The sequence below is a fragment of the Streptomyces sp. R21 genome (genome assembly GCF_041051975.1).
Classification (GTDB): Bacteria; Actinomycetota; Actinomycetes; order Streptomycetales; family Streptomycetaceae; genus Streptomyces.
The window spans coordinates 1,369,474-1,385,790 of the sequence record NZ_CP163435.1; the positions used below are offsets into that span (position 1 = coordinate 1,369,474).

The 16,317-nt window shown below is 70.1% G+C and carries 16 protein-coding genes; 7 read left to right on the plus strand and 9 right to left on the minus strand.

The genetic code is table 11. The features are described 5' to 3' along the window. Nucleotides 1-2 precede the first annotated feature (2 nt). Both AB5J56_RS06370 and AB5J56_RS06375 read right to left on the minus strand, forming a co-directional pair. The gene (locus AB5J56_RS06370; RefSeq protein ID WP_369230901.1) at nucleotides 3-1,202 is read right to left on the minus strand and encodes a cytochrome P450; all 1,200 of its coding nucleotides are present in this window, start codon (nucleotides 1,200-1,202) and stop codon (nucleotides 3-5) included. Between the two features lie 24 nt (nucleotides 1,203-1,226). After that, nucleotides 1,227-2,459: a CaiB/BaiF CoA transferase family protein gene (locus AB5J56_RS06375; RefSeq protein WP_369230902.1), complete on the minus strand. Its 1,233-nt coding sequence runs from the start codon at nucleotides 2,457-2,459 to the stop codon at nucleotides 1,227-1,229. 104 nt (nucleotides 2,460-2,563) lie between these two features. Between AB5J56_RS06375 and AB5J56_RS06380 the strand changes: the two genes are divergently transcribed. Both AB5J56_RS06380 and AB5J56_RS06385 read left to right on the plus strand, forming a co-directional pair. Beyond that, nucleotides 2,564-3,883, plus strand: a complete 1,320-nt coding sequence (locus AB5J56_RS06380; RefSeq protein WP_369230904.1) for an acyl-CoA dehydrogenase family protein — start codon at nucleotides 2,564-2,566, stop codon at nucleotides 3,881-3,883. Next, on the plus strand, nucleotides 3,880-4,656 hold the full coding sequence (locus tag AB5J56_RS06385; RefSeq protein WP_369230905.1) for an SDR family NAD(P)-dependent oxidoreductase: 777 nt from the start codon (nucleotides 3,880-3,882) through the stop codon (nucleotides 4,654-4,656). The genes AB5J56_RS06380 and AB5J56_RS06385 overlap by 4 nt, the downstream gene beginning before the upstream one ends. Nucleotides 4,657-4,734: 78 nt before the next feature. Here AB5J56_RS06385 and AB5J56_RS06390 read toward each other — a convergent pair whose 3' ends face one another. The 3 genes from AB5J56_RS06390 to AB5J56_RS06400 are packed head-to-tail and all read right to left on the minus strand — an operon-like array spanning nucleotide 4,735 to nucleotide 7,579. Then, nucleotides 4,735-5,760 carry a phosphotransferase family protein gene (locus tag AB5J56_RS06390; RefSeq protein ID WP_369230907.1) on the minus strand — a complete coding sequence of 342 codons (1,026 nt, stop codon included), beginning with the start codon at nucleotides 5,758-5,760 and terminating at the stop codon, nucleotides 4,735-4,737. Nucleotides 5,761-5,764: 4 nt separating this feature from the next. Then, nucleotides 5,765-7,234, minus strand: a complete 1,470-nt coding sequence (locus AB5J56_RS06395; RefSeq protein WP_369230909.1) for a class I adenylate-forming enzyme family protein — start codon at nucleotides 7,232-7,234, stop codon at nucleotides 5,765-5,767. 39 nt (nucleotides 7,235-7,273) lie between these two features. Beyond that, nucleotides 7,274-7,579 (minus strand): hypothetical protein, encoded by a 306-nt coding sequence (locus AB5J56_RS06400; protein ID WP_369230911.1) that lies wholly within the window; start codon nucleotides 7,577-7,579, stop codon nucleotides 7,274-7,276. 113 nt (nucleotides 7,580-7,692) lie between these two features. On the opposite strand from AB5J56_RS06400, the gene AB5J56_RS06405 reads away from it, so the two are divergent. Together AB5J56_RS06405 and AB5J56_RS06410 are read left to right on the plus strand one after the other, a co-directional pair. Then, nucleotides 7,693-8,466: an enoyl-CoA hydratase/isomerase family protein gene (locus AB5J56_RS06405; protein ID WP_369230913.1), complete on the plus strand. Its 774-nt coding sequence runs from the start codon at nucleotides 7,693-7,695 to the stop codon at nucleotides 8,464-8,466. A 61-nt stretch (nucleotides 8,467-8,527) separates the two neighbouring features. Beyond that, nucleotides 8,528-9,526, plus strand: coding sequence for an LLM class flavin-dependent oxidoreductase (locus AB5J56_RS06410; RefSeq protein WP_369230915.1), 999 nt, complete (start codon nucleotides 8,528-8,530; stop codon nucleotides 9,524-9,526). Between the two features lie 64 nt (nucleotides 9,527-9,590). Here AB5J56_RS06410 and AB5J56_RS06415 read toward each other — a convergent pair whose 3' ends face one another. Then, the gene (locus AB5J56_RS06415; RefSeq protein ID WP_369230917.1) at nucleotides 9,591-10,850 is read right to left on the minus strand and encodes an amidohydrolase family protein; all 1,260 of its coding nucleotides are present in this window, start codon (nucleotides 10,848-10,850) and stop codon (nucleotides 9,591-9,593) included. A 282-nt stretch (nucleotides 10,851-11,132) separates the two neighbouring features. On the opposite strand from AB5J56_RS06415, the gene AB5J56_RS06420 reads away from it, so the two are divergent. Continuing rightward, entirely contained in the window at nucleotides 11,133-12,611 is a 1,479-nt protein-coding gene (locus AB5J56_RS06420; RefSeq protein ID WP_369230919.1) for an aldehyde dehydrogenase family protein, read from the plus strand. A 19-nt stretch (nucleotides 12,612-12,630) separates the two neighbouring features. Here AB5J56_RS06420 and AB5J56_RS06425 read toward each other — a convergent pair whose 3' ends face one another. The 3 genes from AB5J56_RS06425 to AB5J56_RS06435 all read right to left on the minus strand — a co-directional run bounded on the left by AB5J56_RS06425 (nucleotide 12,631) and on the right by AB5J56_RS06435 (nucleotide 14,300). Next, complete coding sequence (locus AB5J56_RS06425; protein WP_369230921.1) at nucleotides 12,631-12,840, minus strand: hypothetical protein; 210 nt, start codon at nucleotides 12,838-12,840, stop codon at nucleotides 12,631-12,633. Nucleotides 12,841-12,903: 63 nt separating this feature from the next. Next, complete coding sequence (locus AB5J56_RS06430; protein ID WP_369230923.1) at nucleotides 12,904-13,086, minus strand: hypothetical protein; 183 nt, start codon at nucleotides 13,084-13,086, stop codon at nucleotides 12,904-12,906. A gap of 41 nt (nucleotides 13,087-13,127) precedes the next feature. Then, the gene (locus AB5J56_RS06435) at nucleotides 13,128-14,300 is read right to left on the minus strand and encodes an acetyl-CoA C-acyltransferase (RefSeq protein ID WP_369230924.1); all 1,173 of its coding nucleotides are present in this window, start codon (nucleotides 14,298-14,300) and stop codon (nucleotides 13,128-13,130) included. 97 nt (nucleotides 14,301-14,397) lie between these two features. On the opposite strand from AB5J56_RS06435, the gene AB5J56_RS06440 reads away from it, so the two are divergent. Together AB5J56_RS06440 and AB5J56_RS06445 are read left to right on the plus strand one after the other, a co-directional pair. Beyond that, nucleotides 14,398-15,522, plus strand: a complete 1,125-nt coding sequence (locus AB5J56_RS06440) for an acyl-CoA dehydrogenase family protein (protein WP_369230926.1) — start codon at nucleotides 14,398-14,400, stop codon at nucleotides 15,520-15,522. Between the two features lie 24 nt (nucleotides 15,523-15,546). Further along, on the plus strand, nucleotides 15,547-16,311 hold the full coding sequence (locus AB5J56_RS06445; protein ID WP_369230928.1) for an SDR family NAD(P)-dependent oxidoreductase: 765 nt from the start codon (nucleotides 15,547-15,549) through the stop codon (nucleotides 16,309-16,311). Nucleotides 16,312-16,317 lie beyond the last annotated feature (6 nt).

Consider the following 16,317-nt stretch of genomic DNA (forward strand, 5'->3'; position numbering starts at 1 on the left):
GGTCACCACTCCAGACGCAGCGACTTGATGCCGTACATGTTCCCGTGCTGCCACAGCTCCTGGCCGGGGGCGACCCGGTAGTCGGGGATGCGCCGGTGCCACTCCTCGACCGCCACGTTGAGTTCGAGGCGGGCCAGGTGCGAGCCGAGGCAGCGGTGCGGGCCCGAGCCGAAGGCGATGTGGTTGGTGGCCTTGCGGTGCAGGTCCACCTGCAGCGGGTTGTCGTAGCGCTCGGGGTCTCGGTTGGTGACCGCGAGCGGCAGCATCACCATCTCCCCCGCCTTGACCGGGCAGCCGCCGATCTCGACGTCCTTCGTCGCCTTGCGTGCCGGGACGACGAACGAGTAGACGCGCAGGATCTCCTCGACCCCGGTGAGGATGAGGGACGGGTCGGCGAGGATCTCCGCCCGCTGCTCGGGATGGGTGGCGAAGTGGTAGAGCGCCCAGCCGATGGAGATGGGAACGGTGTCGAAGCCGGCCTGGAACATCAGGATGCAGAAAGCGTGCATGTCCCGGTCGTCGATCGGTTCGCCGTCGATCCGCCAGGCCATGGCGTGAGAGAGCAGGTCGTCGCGCGGGGTCTTGCGGCGCAGGGCGATCTGTTCCTCGAAGTAGGCCGACACCTCGCGCATGGCGGTCATCTGCCGGGCGCCGTCCGGGTCTTCACCGTGCGAGAGGTGCAGCAGCTCGTGGGTCCAGGCGAGGAAGGTGGGCAGGTCCTCCTCGGGCAGGCCCATCAGGCGCATGAAGATCAGGGTGGGGAAACGGCGCGCGAAGTCGTCGAGCACGTCGGCACTGTCGTGGCCCCTGAGCTTGTCGATCATCTCCCCCGCCACCTGGCGGATCTCCGGTTCCCGGGCGGCGACGGTGCTCGGGGAGAAGTAGCGGCCGAGGAGGCGCCGCCACACGGAGTGCGTGGGCGGGTCCAGCATCTCGGGGATCCACAGGAACTCCGGGTCCGGCGCGAGGACGGTCACCGACTTGTTGGAGAAGGTCCGCCAGTCCTGGAGCGCCTGCTGCACGGCGGGGCCGTCCGTGACGACCCAGTAGCCGCGGGCGATGGTGCTGCGGAAGCCGGAGTGGGTGCCGGCCATCTCGTCCCAGCGCTCCTGGTGGCTGAGGACCGGGCCGCCGAGCCGGTTGTCGAAGTGGTAGGCGGGCAGACCGTCATGCGTTCCGTCGGGTTCGAGCGTCGCACTCATCACGGCTCCTTTCTCGTACGTCCCTCAGGTCGCCGCGCCGTCGATCTTGAGGCCGATGAGCTCGTCCTCGCTCAGGCCGAGGGAGCGCAGGACCTCGTCGGTGTGTTCCGCGAACTGGGGTGCCCTGGTGAGGCTCGCCGGGGTTTCGTCGAACTGGACAGGGTTGGCGACCAGTTCACGGTCGATGCCGTCGGCGTCCACGACGGGGGCGATGAGACCGTTGGCGCGCAGGGCGGGATCCTGGCCCACCTCCCAGGCGTTCTGTACGGCCGCCCACTGGCCGTCGCCCTGCGAGAGGGTCTCGACCCACTCCGCATAGGGGCGGGAGGCGATGAGTTCGGCGACGATCGCGGCGGCCTCGGCGGCGTTCGCCATCAACTTCTCGGTGCTGTCGAAGCGTTCGTCGGAGCCCAGCTCCTCGCGGCCGGCCAGTTTGCAGAACTCGGCCCAGTACCGGCCGGGTTGCAGCATCGACAGTTCGATCCAGCGGTTGTCCGAGGTGCGGTAGGCGCCGATGAGCGGGTTGGTGGCCGAACCGTGGCGGGGCGGTGTGTTGACCGGGAGCGGGCCACCGGTCATCAGCGCCAAGTTGACCGTGAACTGCGTCGCCCAGGCACCGACGCCGACCAACGACACGTCCACGACGGATGGTTCACCGGTCCGGGCACGGGAGTAGAGGGCGGCGGCGATGCCCCCGGCGATGGTCATGCCGCCCATCGAGTCGCCGTAGGCACCGGCCGGCATCCGGGTCATCCGGTCCGCACCGGGCGGGGTGACGCCGGCGGCGCTTCCGCCGCGCGCCCAGAAGGCCGTGCTGTCGTAGCCGCCCTTGCCCGCCTCTTCCCCTCGGGCGCCGAAGCCGCTGCCGCGGACGTAGATGATGTCGGGGTTGATCGCCCGGACGTCCTCCAGGTCGATCCGCAGCTTCGCCCGCGCCTCGGGCAGGAAGTTCGTGAGGAACACGTCGCTGCCCCGGATCAGTTCCTCCAGCACGGGGCGCGCGGAGGGCTTCTCCAGCGCGAGCCCGACGCTGCGTTTGCCCCGGTTGGGTCCCTCCATGATCGGGAAGAACGACGACCCCTTGCTGGCGGCCTCGTACCCGAGCACCCGGACCAGCCCGCGCTGGGCGTCGCCGCGTTCGGCGTGCTCGATCTTGATCACGTCGGCACCCCAGTCGGCGAGCACGGCGCCCGCCGCCGGGACGAAGGTGAACTGGGCGACTTCGAGCACCCGCACGCCCTCCATCGGCCTCTGCATCAGACCAACTCCTCCGCGACTCATCTCGCTATTGCGCATACCCAATGCGCTGAGTCTGCCCCAGAGTATGGACCGGGGGCAATAAAAAGTATACTGTTTTTGCCATGCTGGATTTCACGATCGAACCTGACTTCCAGGCCAAGCTCGACTGGGCGGCGGCCTTCGTGCGTGAGGAGGTCGAGCCGCTCGATCTCCTTTTTCCGCACGGCGGCGACCCGTACGACACCCGCAACGAGAAGGCCCGCGCGATCCTGCGGCCGCTGCAGCAGCAGGTCCGGGAGCAGGGCCTGTGGGCCTGCCATCTCGGCCCCGATCTGGACGGCCCCGGCTACGGCCAGGTGAGGCTCGCCCTGCTCAATGAGATCCTCGGCCGCTCCTACTGGGCGCCGACGGTGTTCGGCACCGCCGCCCCGGACACCGGGAACGCCGAGATCCTCGCCATGTTCGGCACCGAGGAGCAGAAGGCGCGTTACCTGCAGCCCCTACTGGACGGCGAGATCGTCTCCACGTTCTCGATGACCGAGCCGCAGGCGGGCGCGGACCCCAAGGAGTTCGCGTGCCGAGCCCGGCGGGAGGGCGACGAGTGGGTGATCGACGGAGAGAAGTGGTTCTCCTCCAACGCCCGGTACGCGGCCTTCCTCATCGTCATGGCGGTGACCGACCCGGACGCGCCGCCGCACAAGCGCATGTCGATGTTCATCGTCCCGGCCGAGACACCCGGCATCGAGATCAAGCGCAACGTCGGCACGATGGACGAGCGCGAGAACCTCGACGAGGGCATCCACGCGTACATCCGCTACCACCAGGTCCGCGTGCCGCTCGACGCCATGCTCGGCGGCCCCGGTGAGGGCTTCAAGGTGGCCCAGGCCCGCCTGGGCGGCGGCCGGGTGCATCACGCCATGCGGACCGTGGGCAAGTGCACCCGCGCCTTCGACATGATGTGCGAGCGCGCGCTGTCCCGCCGTACGCAGGGCACGCTGCTGGCCGAGAAGCAGGCGGTGCAGCAGTTCATCGCGGACTCATGGGTGGAGTTGCAGCAGTTCCGGCTGCTCGTCCTCAACACCGCGTGGATCATCGACACCCAGCCGCACGGCGCGGCCCGCACTCAGATCGCCATGTGCAAGGTGCAGACGGCCAAGGTGCTGCACGACATCATCCAGCGGGCGGTGCACCTGCACGGCTCGCTCGGCACGACGGGTGAACTCCCGCTCGCCAAGTGGTGGATGGCCGCACCGAACCTCGCCCTGGCCGACGGCCCGACCGAGGTGCACCGCACCACGATCGCCAAGCAGCTGCTGAAGAACTACCGTCCGGCCGAGGGACTGTTCCCCAGCGAGCACATCCCGCCGAAGCTCGATGCCGCCCGCAAGCGGTACGCGCACATCATCGAGGACGACAGCCTGTCGGGGCGGGCGGACGCGTGACGAACGGGCGCGATGACAAGTCCATCGCCCCAGCCGACCTGTTCGACCTGTCCGGCAAGGTCGCGCTCGTCACCGGCGGCAGCCGGGGCCTGGGCCTGGAGATGGTGCGGGCCTTCGCCACCGCGGGCGCCGACGTGGTGATCGCCAGCCGCAAGCTCGACGCGTGCGAGACGGTCGCGGAGGAGGTCCGCGACCTGGGCCGGCGCGCCCTGCCGGTCGCGGCGCACGTGGGTCACTGGGACGATCTCGGCCGGCTCGTCGACACTGCGTACGAGGCGTTCGGGAAGGTCGACGTCCTCGTCAACAACGCGGGCATGTCGCCGGTGGCGCCCTCGTCGGCTCAGACCAGCGAGGAGCTCTTCGACAAGGTGATCGGGGTCAACTTCAAGGGCCCGTTCCGGCTCGCCTCGCTGATCGGGCAGCGGATGTCCGAGGGCGACGGCGGCTCGATCATCAACGTCTCCTCCTCGGGCGCGCTGTTCCCGCAGCCGCGGTTCGGCCCGTACGCCGGCGCCAAGGCCGCGCTCAACGCGCTCACCACGGTGTTCGCCCTGGAGTACGGGCCGACGGTGCGCGTCAACACGATCTCGGCCGGGCCGTTCCTCACCGATATCTCGAAGGCCTGGGCGGAGGAGAAGCGCCGGACGACGCGCAGCGCGGTGGGTCGGCCGGGGCGGCCGGAGGAGATCGTCAGTACGGCGCTGTATCTGGCGAGTGATGCGTCGAGCTACACGACGGGGTCGCTGATCAGGGTGGACGGCGGGCTGTACTAGGCAATTCAGGGTCGGGCAGCGCCCCAAAGGGGGGCGGGGAACTGCGCGACCAGCCACGACGAACCGGCAGCCGAACCACTAGCCCAGCAACGCAGTCGCCTCATCGAGCAACACCGGCAGCGCGGGCAGCATCCGCCGGTGCATGTCGGCCAGGCGATCCGCCTTTCGGGCGCGCTTGATCAACAGCGCGGTCGCCGCGGACTCCTTGTATTTCGTCAGCGCCTCGAACCACCCCAGGTCACGCAGAGGCTCCCCCCTGATCTCCTGGTAGGCGTCGATCAGTTCGGCCTTCCCCGGCATCCCGGTCGGCTCGTCGGAGGGCGACGCCGGGTGCCGGGCCTCGTCGGTGAAGAAGGTCAGCCAGGTCAGATCGACGCGGGGGTCACCCAGCGCCCAGATCTCCCAGTCGATGATCGAATTGACCGAGTCCCCGTCGCACAGCGTGTTGCCGAGCCGGTAGTCGCCGTGGGTGAACACCGGCATCATCGCGGACGGCATCGTGGCGTGCAGCCGGTCCGCGACCGCCTCGTAGCCGCTGCGCAGATCCTCCGGCACGGTCGTGAACGCCCGGGTCCAGCGGTCGATCTCGGCGCCGAGCGTGACAACGGGCTCCACGGCCAGGGCCGTTCGCTTCGGATCCACTCGGTGCAGATATGCGAGCATCCGGGCCGCGTCGAGGGCACGGGCGCGTACCTGCCCCGCGGGCACGGTCCCCCGTGGCACGAGCACCGGCTCGACGCAGTCCCCGGGCACCAGTTCCATGGCGACGAACGGTTGACGGGCCGTCGGCTCGCCCTTGTCGCAGAACAGCACCTTCGGCACTCGTACGCCCTGCACACCCGCCAGCACCTGCATGAGCCTCGCCTGACGCAGCACGTCCCGGTTCCGGACCGGTTCCAGGCCGGGCGGGGCCACCTTGAGGACGACGCGTTCGTATCCGCCGGGGACCCCCGCCAGTGTGGCTACGTACGTGAGGCTCGACGTACCGCCGACGAGCGGCTCGACGGAGTCGACCGTGGCCTCGGGGGCCCAGCCGCGCAGTACTGCGGCCGTGCGTTCCGTCAACTCCCCTGTCAGATCAGCGCTGTTGGCGACGACGCTCATGTCCTCATCCTTGTCGGCCGACGGTCAGCGCCGCGACGATGTCGCGGCGTACGAGCTTGCCGGTCGGCGTGCGAGGCAGTTCACGCCAACTCGTGATGCGGTCCGGTGTCTTCGAACCGCGCAGGGTGCCGCGCACCTGCGCGCGCAGGGCGTCCGCGTCGACCGTCACACCGTCCCGCAGGACGACCACCGCCTCGATCCGCTGGCCCCACTCCTCGTCCGGGACGCCGACGACCACCGCGTCGAGGACGTCGGGGTGGTCGAGCAGGACGTCCTCGATCTCGGCGGGCGCGATGTTCTCGGCCCCGCGGATGATCGTGTCGTCGGCCCTGCCCTCGATGTGGAGGTAGCCGTCGGTGTCGACGTGGCCCTGGTCGCGGGTGTGGAAGAAGCCGAGCTCGTCGACCGCGGAGCCTTGTCCGGCGTACTCCCCCGACACTTGCTCACCGCGCACCCAGATCTGCCCGGTCTCACCGGGGGCGACGACCGCGCCGGATACGTCGCGGACCTCCAACTCGACACCTGGCACGGGCAGTCCGGCCGAGCCGAGCCGGGCCCGCACGACGGGGTCGTCGCTCGCCACGGCGGTCCGGTGCTCCTGCGGCCCCAGGACGGTGATCGTGGACGAGGTCTCGGTGAGTCCGTAGGCGTTGACGAAGTCCACGTGCGGCCACTCGCGCAGCGCGCTCTCGATGACCCGCACCGGCATCCGGGCCCCGCCGTAGGCGAGCGCGCGCAGCGAGGGCACCGAGCGGTCCAGGCCGTCCGTGTCGATGATGCGGGCGAGCATGGTCGGTACCACCATCGCGTTGGTGATCCGCTGCTCCCGTACGAGGCCGAGCCAGCCGTCCGGCGTGAACCGCTCCAGGGTGAGGGCCCGGCGCCCCGCGTACAGGTTCGTCAGCACGTTGGAGACGGCGGCGATGTGGTACGGCGGCACGCTCACGAGGGCTGCCTCGTCGGGGTCGGCTCCGGCGAACTCCACCGTGCCGAGCACGTACGACACGAGGTTGTGGTGGCGCAGGACCACGCCCTTGGGCGCGGAGGTCGTGCCGCTCGTGTAGATGAGGACGGCGGGCGAGTCGGTCGGCCCCGGATCCTCGACGGCGGGGTGCCCGGCGGCCTCGGCCAGCCACTCGGCGGGGCTCCGCACCGGCAGGCCGGCACGGCGCAGCGCCTCGCCGTGCTCCGGGTCGGCGATGCCCAGCGCGCGGGGGTGGTTCGCCAGCAGCGCGTCCAGCTGGGCTTCGCCCAGGCGGTAGTTGACCGGTACCAGCGGCACTCCGGAGCGGGCCGCGGCGAAGAGTGCGACCGGGAGGGCGGGACCGTTCACTGCGAGGTACACGATCGCGTCGGCCTTGGCAGCACGCACCAACTGCGCCGCGCCGACGGCCAGTTCGCGCAGTCGCCCGGCGGTAAGCCCGTCGTCTGTGCGCCCGACGACGACCCGGTCGCCGAAGCCCTCGGCAGCCATGTCCGACAGCATCGATATGTTCACGGGCGGCCCGCCCGCTCAGTCCGAGGCCGGCAGTGGCTTGGCGCTCTTCATCGGCATCGGGACGCCGCCCACGGCCAGCGTGCCCGGTCCCGGCTTGGTGCACAGGATCTCGAGACCGAGGTCCTCGTCGGCGTACCGCTTCCCGAGCAGCGCACCGCCCATCAGATCGGGGTCGGGCTCACCGGTGACACCCGGTCCGTTCCCCTCGACCATGGCGGCCCCGCCGCACGTGATCTCCAGGTCCTCGTCCGGGCACCGCACGACGATCACCGCCGTCGTGTCGACCGTACTGGCGAGCATCTGCCCCACGCGTGGCCTCATCGCAGTGTCCTCCGCGGCTCTCGTGGTACCGGGTAAGGGGTACCGAGTAACCAGAGAAAAGTATACTACTTACCTCGATCACGTCGAGATCACGTCGCGAACGGAGCTGCCGGATGGAACTCGAAACCGTCCTGTTCGAGGTGACCGACCACGTCGCCACGATCACCCTCAACCGACCCGAGGTCATGAACGGCTTCAACCAGCGGATGCTGGAGGAGTTCGCCACCATCTGGGACACCGTCAAGTCCGAGGACGACATACACGTCGTCGTGCTGCGCGGCGCGGGTGACCGGGCCTTCTCCACGGGCATGGACGTGAAGGAGGGCATCGAGCGCCGACCCAACGTCTGGTCGCAGACCGATCCCGGGGAGTACCTCTCGCCGAAGCTGAACCAGGTGTGGAAACCCCTGGTGTGCGCGGTGCACGGCATGGCCGCCGGCGGCGCCTTCTACTGGCTCAACGAGGCCGACATCCTGATCTGTTCGGAGGAGGCCACGTTCTTCGATCCGCACGTCAGTTATGGACTCACCGCCGCCCTGGAGCCGATCGGCCTCGCCCGGCGCATCCCCCTCGGCGAGGCGCTGCGCATCGCCCTGCTCGGCCTCGACGAGCGCGTGTCGGCCGCGCGTGCCCTGCAGATCGGCCTGGTCAGCGAGGTGCTCCCGCGCGATGAACTGTGGGAGCGGGCCGACGACATCGCCCGCGTCATCGCCGCCAAACCGCCCGCCGCGATCCAGGGCACCGTGCGGGCGATCTGGGAGTCGCTCGACTCGACCCGCACCCAGGCGCTGCGCACCGGGCTGTCGTACACCCAGATCGGGAACCCGATCGGCAAGGCCGAGATCGACCGCTCGGCGGTGCCCCGGGGGCAGTGGACACTGCGCTGACCCTCCCCTACCCTCCCTAAATAAGTGCACTTTTTTAGGATTCAGCAATAGGGAGGCACTCATGCGGTTCGGCATGCCCTGGCCCGGCCGGGACGTCGGACGGGAGGCCGAGCAGGCGGGTGTCAGCGCCTTCTGCGCCGGGGAGTTCGCCGACCACGACGCCTACCTCACGGTGGCCGACATCGTGGCGAACACCGAGCACGCCCTGGCGGGGCCCGCCATCGCCTACGCGTTCGCCCGCACCCCCTACGCCCACGCCACCGCCCTGCGCCATCTGCACGCCCAAGCGCCGGGCCGCCTCTTCCTCGGCCTGGGCAGCGCGGCGTTCCGCATCAACCGGGACTGGCTCGGCGTGCCCGGCGAGCGCCCCGTCGACCGGATCGCCGAGACCGTCGGCGCCGTACGCGCCTGGCTGCGCGCGGAGAACGGCGAACGCGTCCACTACTCCGGTGAGTTCTACGAGCTCGACGCAGACGTCCGCGCCCCGGTGCTGGGCCGGCTCGACATCCCCGTCCTGCTCGCCGCGTTCAACACCCGCATGGCCACCACCGCGGGCCGGGTCGCCGACGGAGTCATCGGGCACGGGTTGTTCACGGGCCCCTGGTGGAACGAGGTCGTACGGCCGTCCGTGGAGCGCGGCCGCGCGGAAGTCACCCGTCCGCTCGAACACGGCTGGATCATCACTGCGGTCGACGACACCACGCCCGAACGCGCCGTCGCCGACGCCCGGCGGATGATCGCCTTCTACCTCACGGTGAAGACGTACGACCCGTTCGTCGCCCACCACGGCTGGGAGGAGCCCGTCGCACGGCTGCGTGCGGCGTTCCGTTCCGGCGACACGGACGGCATGGCGCGGGCGGTCACCGACGAGATGCTCACCGAGATCGCCGTCTGCGGGACGACCGCCGAGGCGAAGGACGCCCTCGCGCGCCGTGCCGGCTCGCTCCCCCGCGACGTCGGCTACTTCGCACCGCCGAGCTTCATGGTGAGCCGGAGGCGTCGGGCCGCCTACGCCCGGGCGTCCCTCGCGCTCGTGGGTGCCGTACCGGAAGCAGCGTGACCGACACGCGTACGGCGACCGGCCCCGGAGCAGCGACAGCGCTCCGGGGCCGTGTGCCGGCGGCTCAGGCGTCCTGCGGAAGCGGCGCGAGCTTCTTGCTCTTGTCGAAGCCCACGACGTCGGCGAGCGTGCCGCCCAGAATGGCCGCGCGGTCCGCGTCGTCGACGCCCTCGAAGTTCTCGGCGATGCACTCGGCGCTGCTGCGGAAGGTGCCTTCCGCGTGCGGGTAGTCGTTGCCCCACATGATCGTCGACAGGCCGGTGATGTGGCGGGCCTTGACGGCGGTGGGGTCGTCGGCGAACTGCACGTGGATCTGGCGCCGTACGTACTCGGTGGGCTTGAGCGGGTAGGGCCACTGGTCGTTGATCGCGAACAGCCGTCCCATGGAGGGCTGTTCCTTCGGCCCGCGGTTGTCGTCCCAGAAACCGAGCCACCAGTCAGGGTCCTGGCCGGTGCCGGTCTTCCACGCCTTGTCCATGTAGCCCATGAAGGAGACCAGCCAGCCCGCCGTGTACTCGATCAGGTTGAAGTGCAGGTCCGGGAAGCGCTCGCACACACCGCCGCCGACGAGGCTGGCGATGATGCCCTGCGGCCCGGCCACGGCGGCGCCGACCGCGCTGCCCATGGTCCGGCCGGCCACCATGTCGTCGGTCAGGTTGCCCTTGCCCATGTTCATGGACGTCATCAGGCCCCGAACGGTCTGCGCCGTCCCGGACACCTGTTCCTTGACCTTCACCCCGCCCGTCGCCACGTGGATGAACACCGGCAGCCCGTGCGCCTGGGCCGCCGCCCAGACCGGGTCGTACTCCCGCGCGTAGTACGGCAGCGGCGGGATCTCCGGCAGGAGGATCGCGCCGAGACCCATCCGCGCGCAGCGCTCGATCTCGGCAACCGCCTCGGGGACGTCAGTGAGGGGGATCGCCGCTGTCGGGCGCAGGCGGTCCTTGTAGGGCAAATAGCGCTCAACGAGGTAGTCGTTCCACACCCGAGCGTGCGCCATGGACAGTTCGTGGTCGTCGGTGAACAGGACGAACAGCGAGAGATTGGGGAACATGACCGAGGCGTCGACGCCGTCGAGGTTCATGTCACGGATGATGTGCTCCGGATCGCCGTCCGGGGTCTCCCCGCCGGTCTGGCGGTACTTGGAGATGGTCCAGCCGTCGAACCCGATGGTGTGCAGCTTCTTGAACTCGGTGTGGCCGCCCGGAACGATGGGCTCGTCCAGGGTGAACTCCTCCTCCCAAAGCGCCCGCTCGCGAAGGTGCTTGGGCAACCGGGCCTTGAAGAGATCGACCGGCTCGATGATGTGCGAGTCGCCGGACACGACAAATTCCTTGAACACAGGCGGTACCTCTTTCGAACCTCGTCGTTCGTGGCAGAACCCAACCCGCGGATGAGGCCGAAGTTAGCTGTACCGAACGGTCCAGTCAATGATTCAGCATACGGAATAGTGGATCAATGCAGCCCGAAGGCTGACCGACCGCTGACACAAAGCTGACGGCTCGCCCCACCCTTCCCGAGGATCCTTAATTCAGTACACTTAAATCCACCCGCGCTGCACGCGCTGCACGCGCTGCACGCGCTGTAGACGATCAGGAGACGACACATGACGACGGCGTACTCGTTCTCTTCGCAGCTCTACATCGACGGGCGCCGGACCCCGGGCCGGTCGGATGCTCCGATACTCGTGCGCAATCCGGCAACCGAGGAGACGGTGGCGGAGGTCCCCGGCTCGTCTCCGGCAGATCTACGCCAGGCCGTCGAGGCGGCCCGGCGCGCCTTCGACGAGGGCCCGTGGCCCCGGATGAAGCCCACGGAACGGGCCGCCGTCCTGCTGCGCATGGCCGAGGAGATGGAGCGCAGGCTGCCCGAACTCGTGGCCGTCAACATGGCCGAGGCAGGCTCGGTCCGCGCGCTGGCCGAGACCCTGCAGACCCGGGTCCCGGTGACCCACCTGCGCGACATGGCCGAGCGGGTGATGCCGGCCTTCGCCTGGGAGCGCCCGATGGACCCAACGATCGCCCCGGGCATCGGCATCTCTCAAGGGGTGCTGCGCCGCGAGGCGTTCGGCGTGTGCGCGCTGATCTCCGCCTACAACTTCCCCTTCTTCCTCAGCATGATGAAGGTGATCCCGGCGCTCGCCGCGGGCTGCACCGCCGTACTCAAGCCGGCGCCCTCGACTCCCTTGGAGTCCCTGCTGATCGGCGACTTCGCCGACGCCGCCGGGCTGCCGCCGGGGGTCCTCAACATCGTGACCGGTGACGTCGACGCCGGCCACGAGCTGACCACGCACCCCATGGTCGACCTCGTAAGCTTCACCGGGTCCGACAAGGTCGGGCGCCTGGTCTACGCCCAGGCCGCGCCCACACTCAAGAAGGTCGTCCTCGAACTCGGCGGCAAGTCGGCCAACATCGTCCGCGCCGACGGCGACCTCGACGGCGCCGTCCGCTCGGCGCTCGCGGGCATCACCACCCATGCCGGCCAGGGCTGTTCCCTGCTGACCCGCACGCTCGTGCACGAGTCCGTCCACGACGAGCTGGTCGACCGGCTGAGCACGGCGCTCGCCGGGGTCAGGGTCGGCGATCCGGCCGACGCGGCCACCACCATGGGCCCACTGATCAGCGAGGCACAGCGGGACAAGGTCGAGAAGCTGATCCAGGTGGGTGAGAAGGAAGGGGCGCGTCTCGTCTGCGGCGGCGGGCGTCCGGCCGGCCTCGACCGGGGCTACTTCGTGGAACCGACCCTCTTCGCCGGCGTCGACAACGACATGACCATCGCGCGCACGGAGTTCTTCGGACCGGTCGGTGTCGTCATCTCGTTCCGCACGGACGAGGAGGCGGTGCGGATCGCGAACGACAGCCCGTACGGCCTCGCCGGTGCCGTCTGGAGCGCCGACACCCTGACCGCGTACGACATGGCGGCCCGGATCCGGGCCGGCGGTGTCGCGATCAACGGCGGCAGCGCCGGGGTGAATCCGCGGGCCGCGTTCGGCGGGTACAAGCAGAGCGGACTGGGCCGGGAGTGGGGCAAGTTCGGGCTGGACGAGTATCTGCAGACCAAGACGGTGAGCTGGGCGGCACGCTGAGACGCATGCCGCCCGGCCGCTACTCGACGGTGACCTTCACGCCGGATATCTGCTCCCCGCAGGCCGGTACTCCCTCCGGATCGGGCACGAACTCCTCGCCCTTCAGGAGGGAGACGAAGGTGCAGCCGCCCGGGCCGCCGAGCGAGTAGGACCCTTTGTTCTTGAAGTCGGCGGGCTGCGGGAACAGCCCTCCGGCGGTCCAGCTCTTGTCGGCGTGCAGTGCGGCCATCAGCTCGTCCTGGCTCGCGGTGCAGCCCGCCTTCTCCAGCCCGTGCAGCAGGTCCGCGCTGATTCAGCCGACCGCCTGGGAGAACGAGGGAATACCGGAGGCGGACTTGGCGTACTTCTTGAGCATTGCGGGCCAGATGCGGGTCGCCTCGGTGTTCTCCACCGGTGCGTACGACGTCATGAAACCCACCCCCTGCGCCACCTTCAGCGTCGGCGGCGACTTCAGCAGGTCACGCCGTCCGTCCAACGACCGTCCAGTCCCTCGGCTCCGGATTCGATCACGGGCGTTCAGACCGTCAGGACCATGGCCGAGCCCATGCCGCCGCCCGCGCACATGGCCGCGACCGCGATCCCGCCGCCTCGGCGGCGCAGCTCGTGCGCCAGGGTCACGACCATGCGAGTTCCGGTGGTCGCGATGGGGTGGCCGAGGCTGCACCCGCTGCCGAACGGGTTGACCCGCTCCGGATCGAGGCCCAGTTCACGGGTGGTGGCCACGGCCACGGCGGCGAAGGCCTCGTTGACCTCGAACAGGTCGACGTCCTCGATCCCGAGCCCGGCGCGGTCAAGTGCCTTGCGGATCGCGGCGATCGGCGCGAGGCCCGTCTCGACCGGGTCGACGCCCACGCTCGCCCAGGACCGTACGGTCGCGATGGGTGTCACTCCGTGCGCGGCGGCCACGTCCGAACCGGCGACGACGACCGCGGCCGCGCCGTCGTTGATGCCGCTGGAGTTGCCGGCCGTGATGGAGAACCCCTCGATCTCGGGGTGCAGCACCTTCAGCGCGGCGAGCCTCTCCATGCTGGTGTCGTGGCGCGGATGCTCGTCGATGTCGAAGACCGAGATCGCACCGTCCCGCCCGGTGACCTTGACGGGCACGATCTCGTCGGCGAACCGGCCCTCGTCGATGGCCCGTACGGCCCGCTCGTGGGACCGCAGCGCCCAGGCGTCCATCTCCTGACGGGTGAGGCCGGCCAGCCTTGCCGTGTTCCAGCCCACGAGGACACCCATGTCGTCGTTGGGCGCCTCGGGGGTCGGGACATGGGTGGGCGCCATCCAGGGGTCCTGCCAGTCGTCGGCGCCCGGGATCCGCCGCCGGGCCACCGGCGCCGTCGACGACGAGTGCGTTCCGCCCGCGATCACCACCCGGTCCATCCCGGCCCGCACACTCGCGGCGGCGGTCGCCACGCTCGCGAGTCCGGAGGCGCAGTGCCGGTTGTGCGCCAGGCCGGGCACATGGGTCAAGCCCGCCTCGATCGCCGCGTACCGGGCGATGTCCCCGCCTCCTGCCAGGGATTCGCCGAGGACCACGTCGTCGATCGACTCGGGCGGCAGCCCGCTGCGGTGCGCGGCCTCGCGGACGACGACCGTGGCGAGTTCGAAGGCGTCGGTGTCCCGCAGGGTTCCTCGGCGGGCGGTTCCGATCGCGGTGCGGCACGCGGAGAGAAGAACGGCATCAACCATGGAATTCAGAGTACTTAAATAAGTCCCGACGGGCAGGGTCCGGGAGAGATCGCGCCAATATCTCGACCACGTCGACAAAAGAGGATACCTTGCTGGGGTGAACTTCGAGCTCAGCGAGGAGCAGGACATGCTCCGTGAGGCCTCGCGCGACCTGCTGTCGGACCGGGCCCCGATCGAGCACGTGCGGGCATGGACGGATCGCGACGAGGACGTCGATCCCGAGGTGTGGCGGCTGACGGCCGACCTCGGCTGGCCCGGTCTGGCCCTGCCCGAGGAGTACGGCGGCGCAGGTCAGGGTCTGGTGGAACTCGCCCTCGTCGCCGAGGAGATGGGGCGTGCGCTCGGGCGGGGTCCGTTCGCGCCCACCGCGATCGTCGGGAGGGCACTCTCCACTGCGGCGACGCCCGAGCTGCGGGCCGAGGTGCTGCCCGAGCTCGCCGCCGGGTCGGGCTGGGCCACCTGGGCCGTCGCCGAACCGCACGCCCCGTGGTCCCTCGACGGCGTCCGCGCCATCGCCCAGGCCGACGGGGACGCGATCGTCATCGACGGGGTCAAGACGGCGGTGCAGGACGCGAGCGGTGCCAGGTGGCTGCTGGTCACCGCACGCCATGACGGGGTTCCGGCGTCCTTCCTCGTCGACCGCGCCGCCCCCGGTGTCACCGTCCGCCGGCAGCAGGTCCTGGATCTGACCCGCTCGTTCTACGAGGTCCGGTTCGAGGGCCTACGCGTACCGCGCGAGCGCCGCCTGGCCGCCGGGCCCGACGAGATCCAGCGGCTGCTCGACGAGGCGTCGGTGCTGCGGTGCGCCGACGCGCTCGGGGTGATGGAGCGCATGCTCGAGCTCACGGTCGAACACACCAAGTCCCGCGTGCAGTTCGGGAAGCCGATCGGCACGTTTCAGGCTGTCAAGCACCAGTGCGCCGACATGGCTCTGCTGGTGCACGGCGCCCGGGCCGCCACCTCCTACGCGGCGATGGCCGCCGACGCAGGCGCCGACGACGCCGACCGGGCCGCCTGCGCCGCCGCCTCGTACGTCTCTCAAGGGGCCGCCGAGGTCGCCGCCCGGGCGCTCCAACTGCACGGCGGCATCGGCTTCACCTGGGAGCACGACCTCCACCTCCTGCTGCGCCGCGCCCGGGCCGACAGCGTGCTGTACGGCGATGCCGCCGTGCACCGCGACCGGCTGTGCACCCTCCTGCGGCGGTCTCCCGTGTCTGCCTGAGCCGCACGATCCGAAAGGTTCCCGATGGAGATCAAGGGCAAGAAGGCCGTGGTGTTCGGCGGCGCCTCCGGCATGGGCCGGGCCACCGCCGAGCTGCTCGCGGCCCGCGGCGCCGACGTCGCCGTACTCGACCGTCCCACGTCGGCCGGTGCCGAGGTCGCCGCCGCGTTCGGCGCGAGCTTCCATCCCGTCGACGTGACCGACTTCGAGGCGACGGAGGGCGCGCTGGACGCCGCCGTAGAAGCGCTCGGCGGGTTGCACGTGTCGGTCACCACGGCGGGCGGCGGCAGCGTACGGCGCACCCTCGGCAAGAGCGGTCCGCACGATCTGGAGACCTTCCGCCGGGTGCTCGACCTGAACGCCGTCGCCACCTTCAACATCAGCCGGCTGGCCGCCGCGCACATGAGCCGCAACGAGCCCGAGGAGCCCGACGGCGAACGGGGCGTCATCGTCAACACCTCGTCGATCGCTGCCTTCGAGGGGCAGATCGGGCAGGTCGCCTACTCGGCGGCCAAGGCGGCGATCGCCGGGATGAGCCTGACCATGGCCCGCGATCTCGGCTCGCTCGGCATCCGTGTGGTCGCCATCGCGCCCAGCCTGTTCGAGACGGGCGCCACCGAGAAGATCCCCGCCGAGACGCGCGCCGCGCTGGTGAAGGACGCCGCGTTCCCCAGGCGGCTGGGGCGCCCCGAGGAGTACGCGAGGCTCGCCCTCGCCGTCGTCGACAACCCGATGCTGAACGGCCAGTGCCTGCGGCTCGACGCGGGTCAGCGGTTCGGCCCGAAGTGAGGTTCT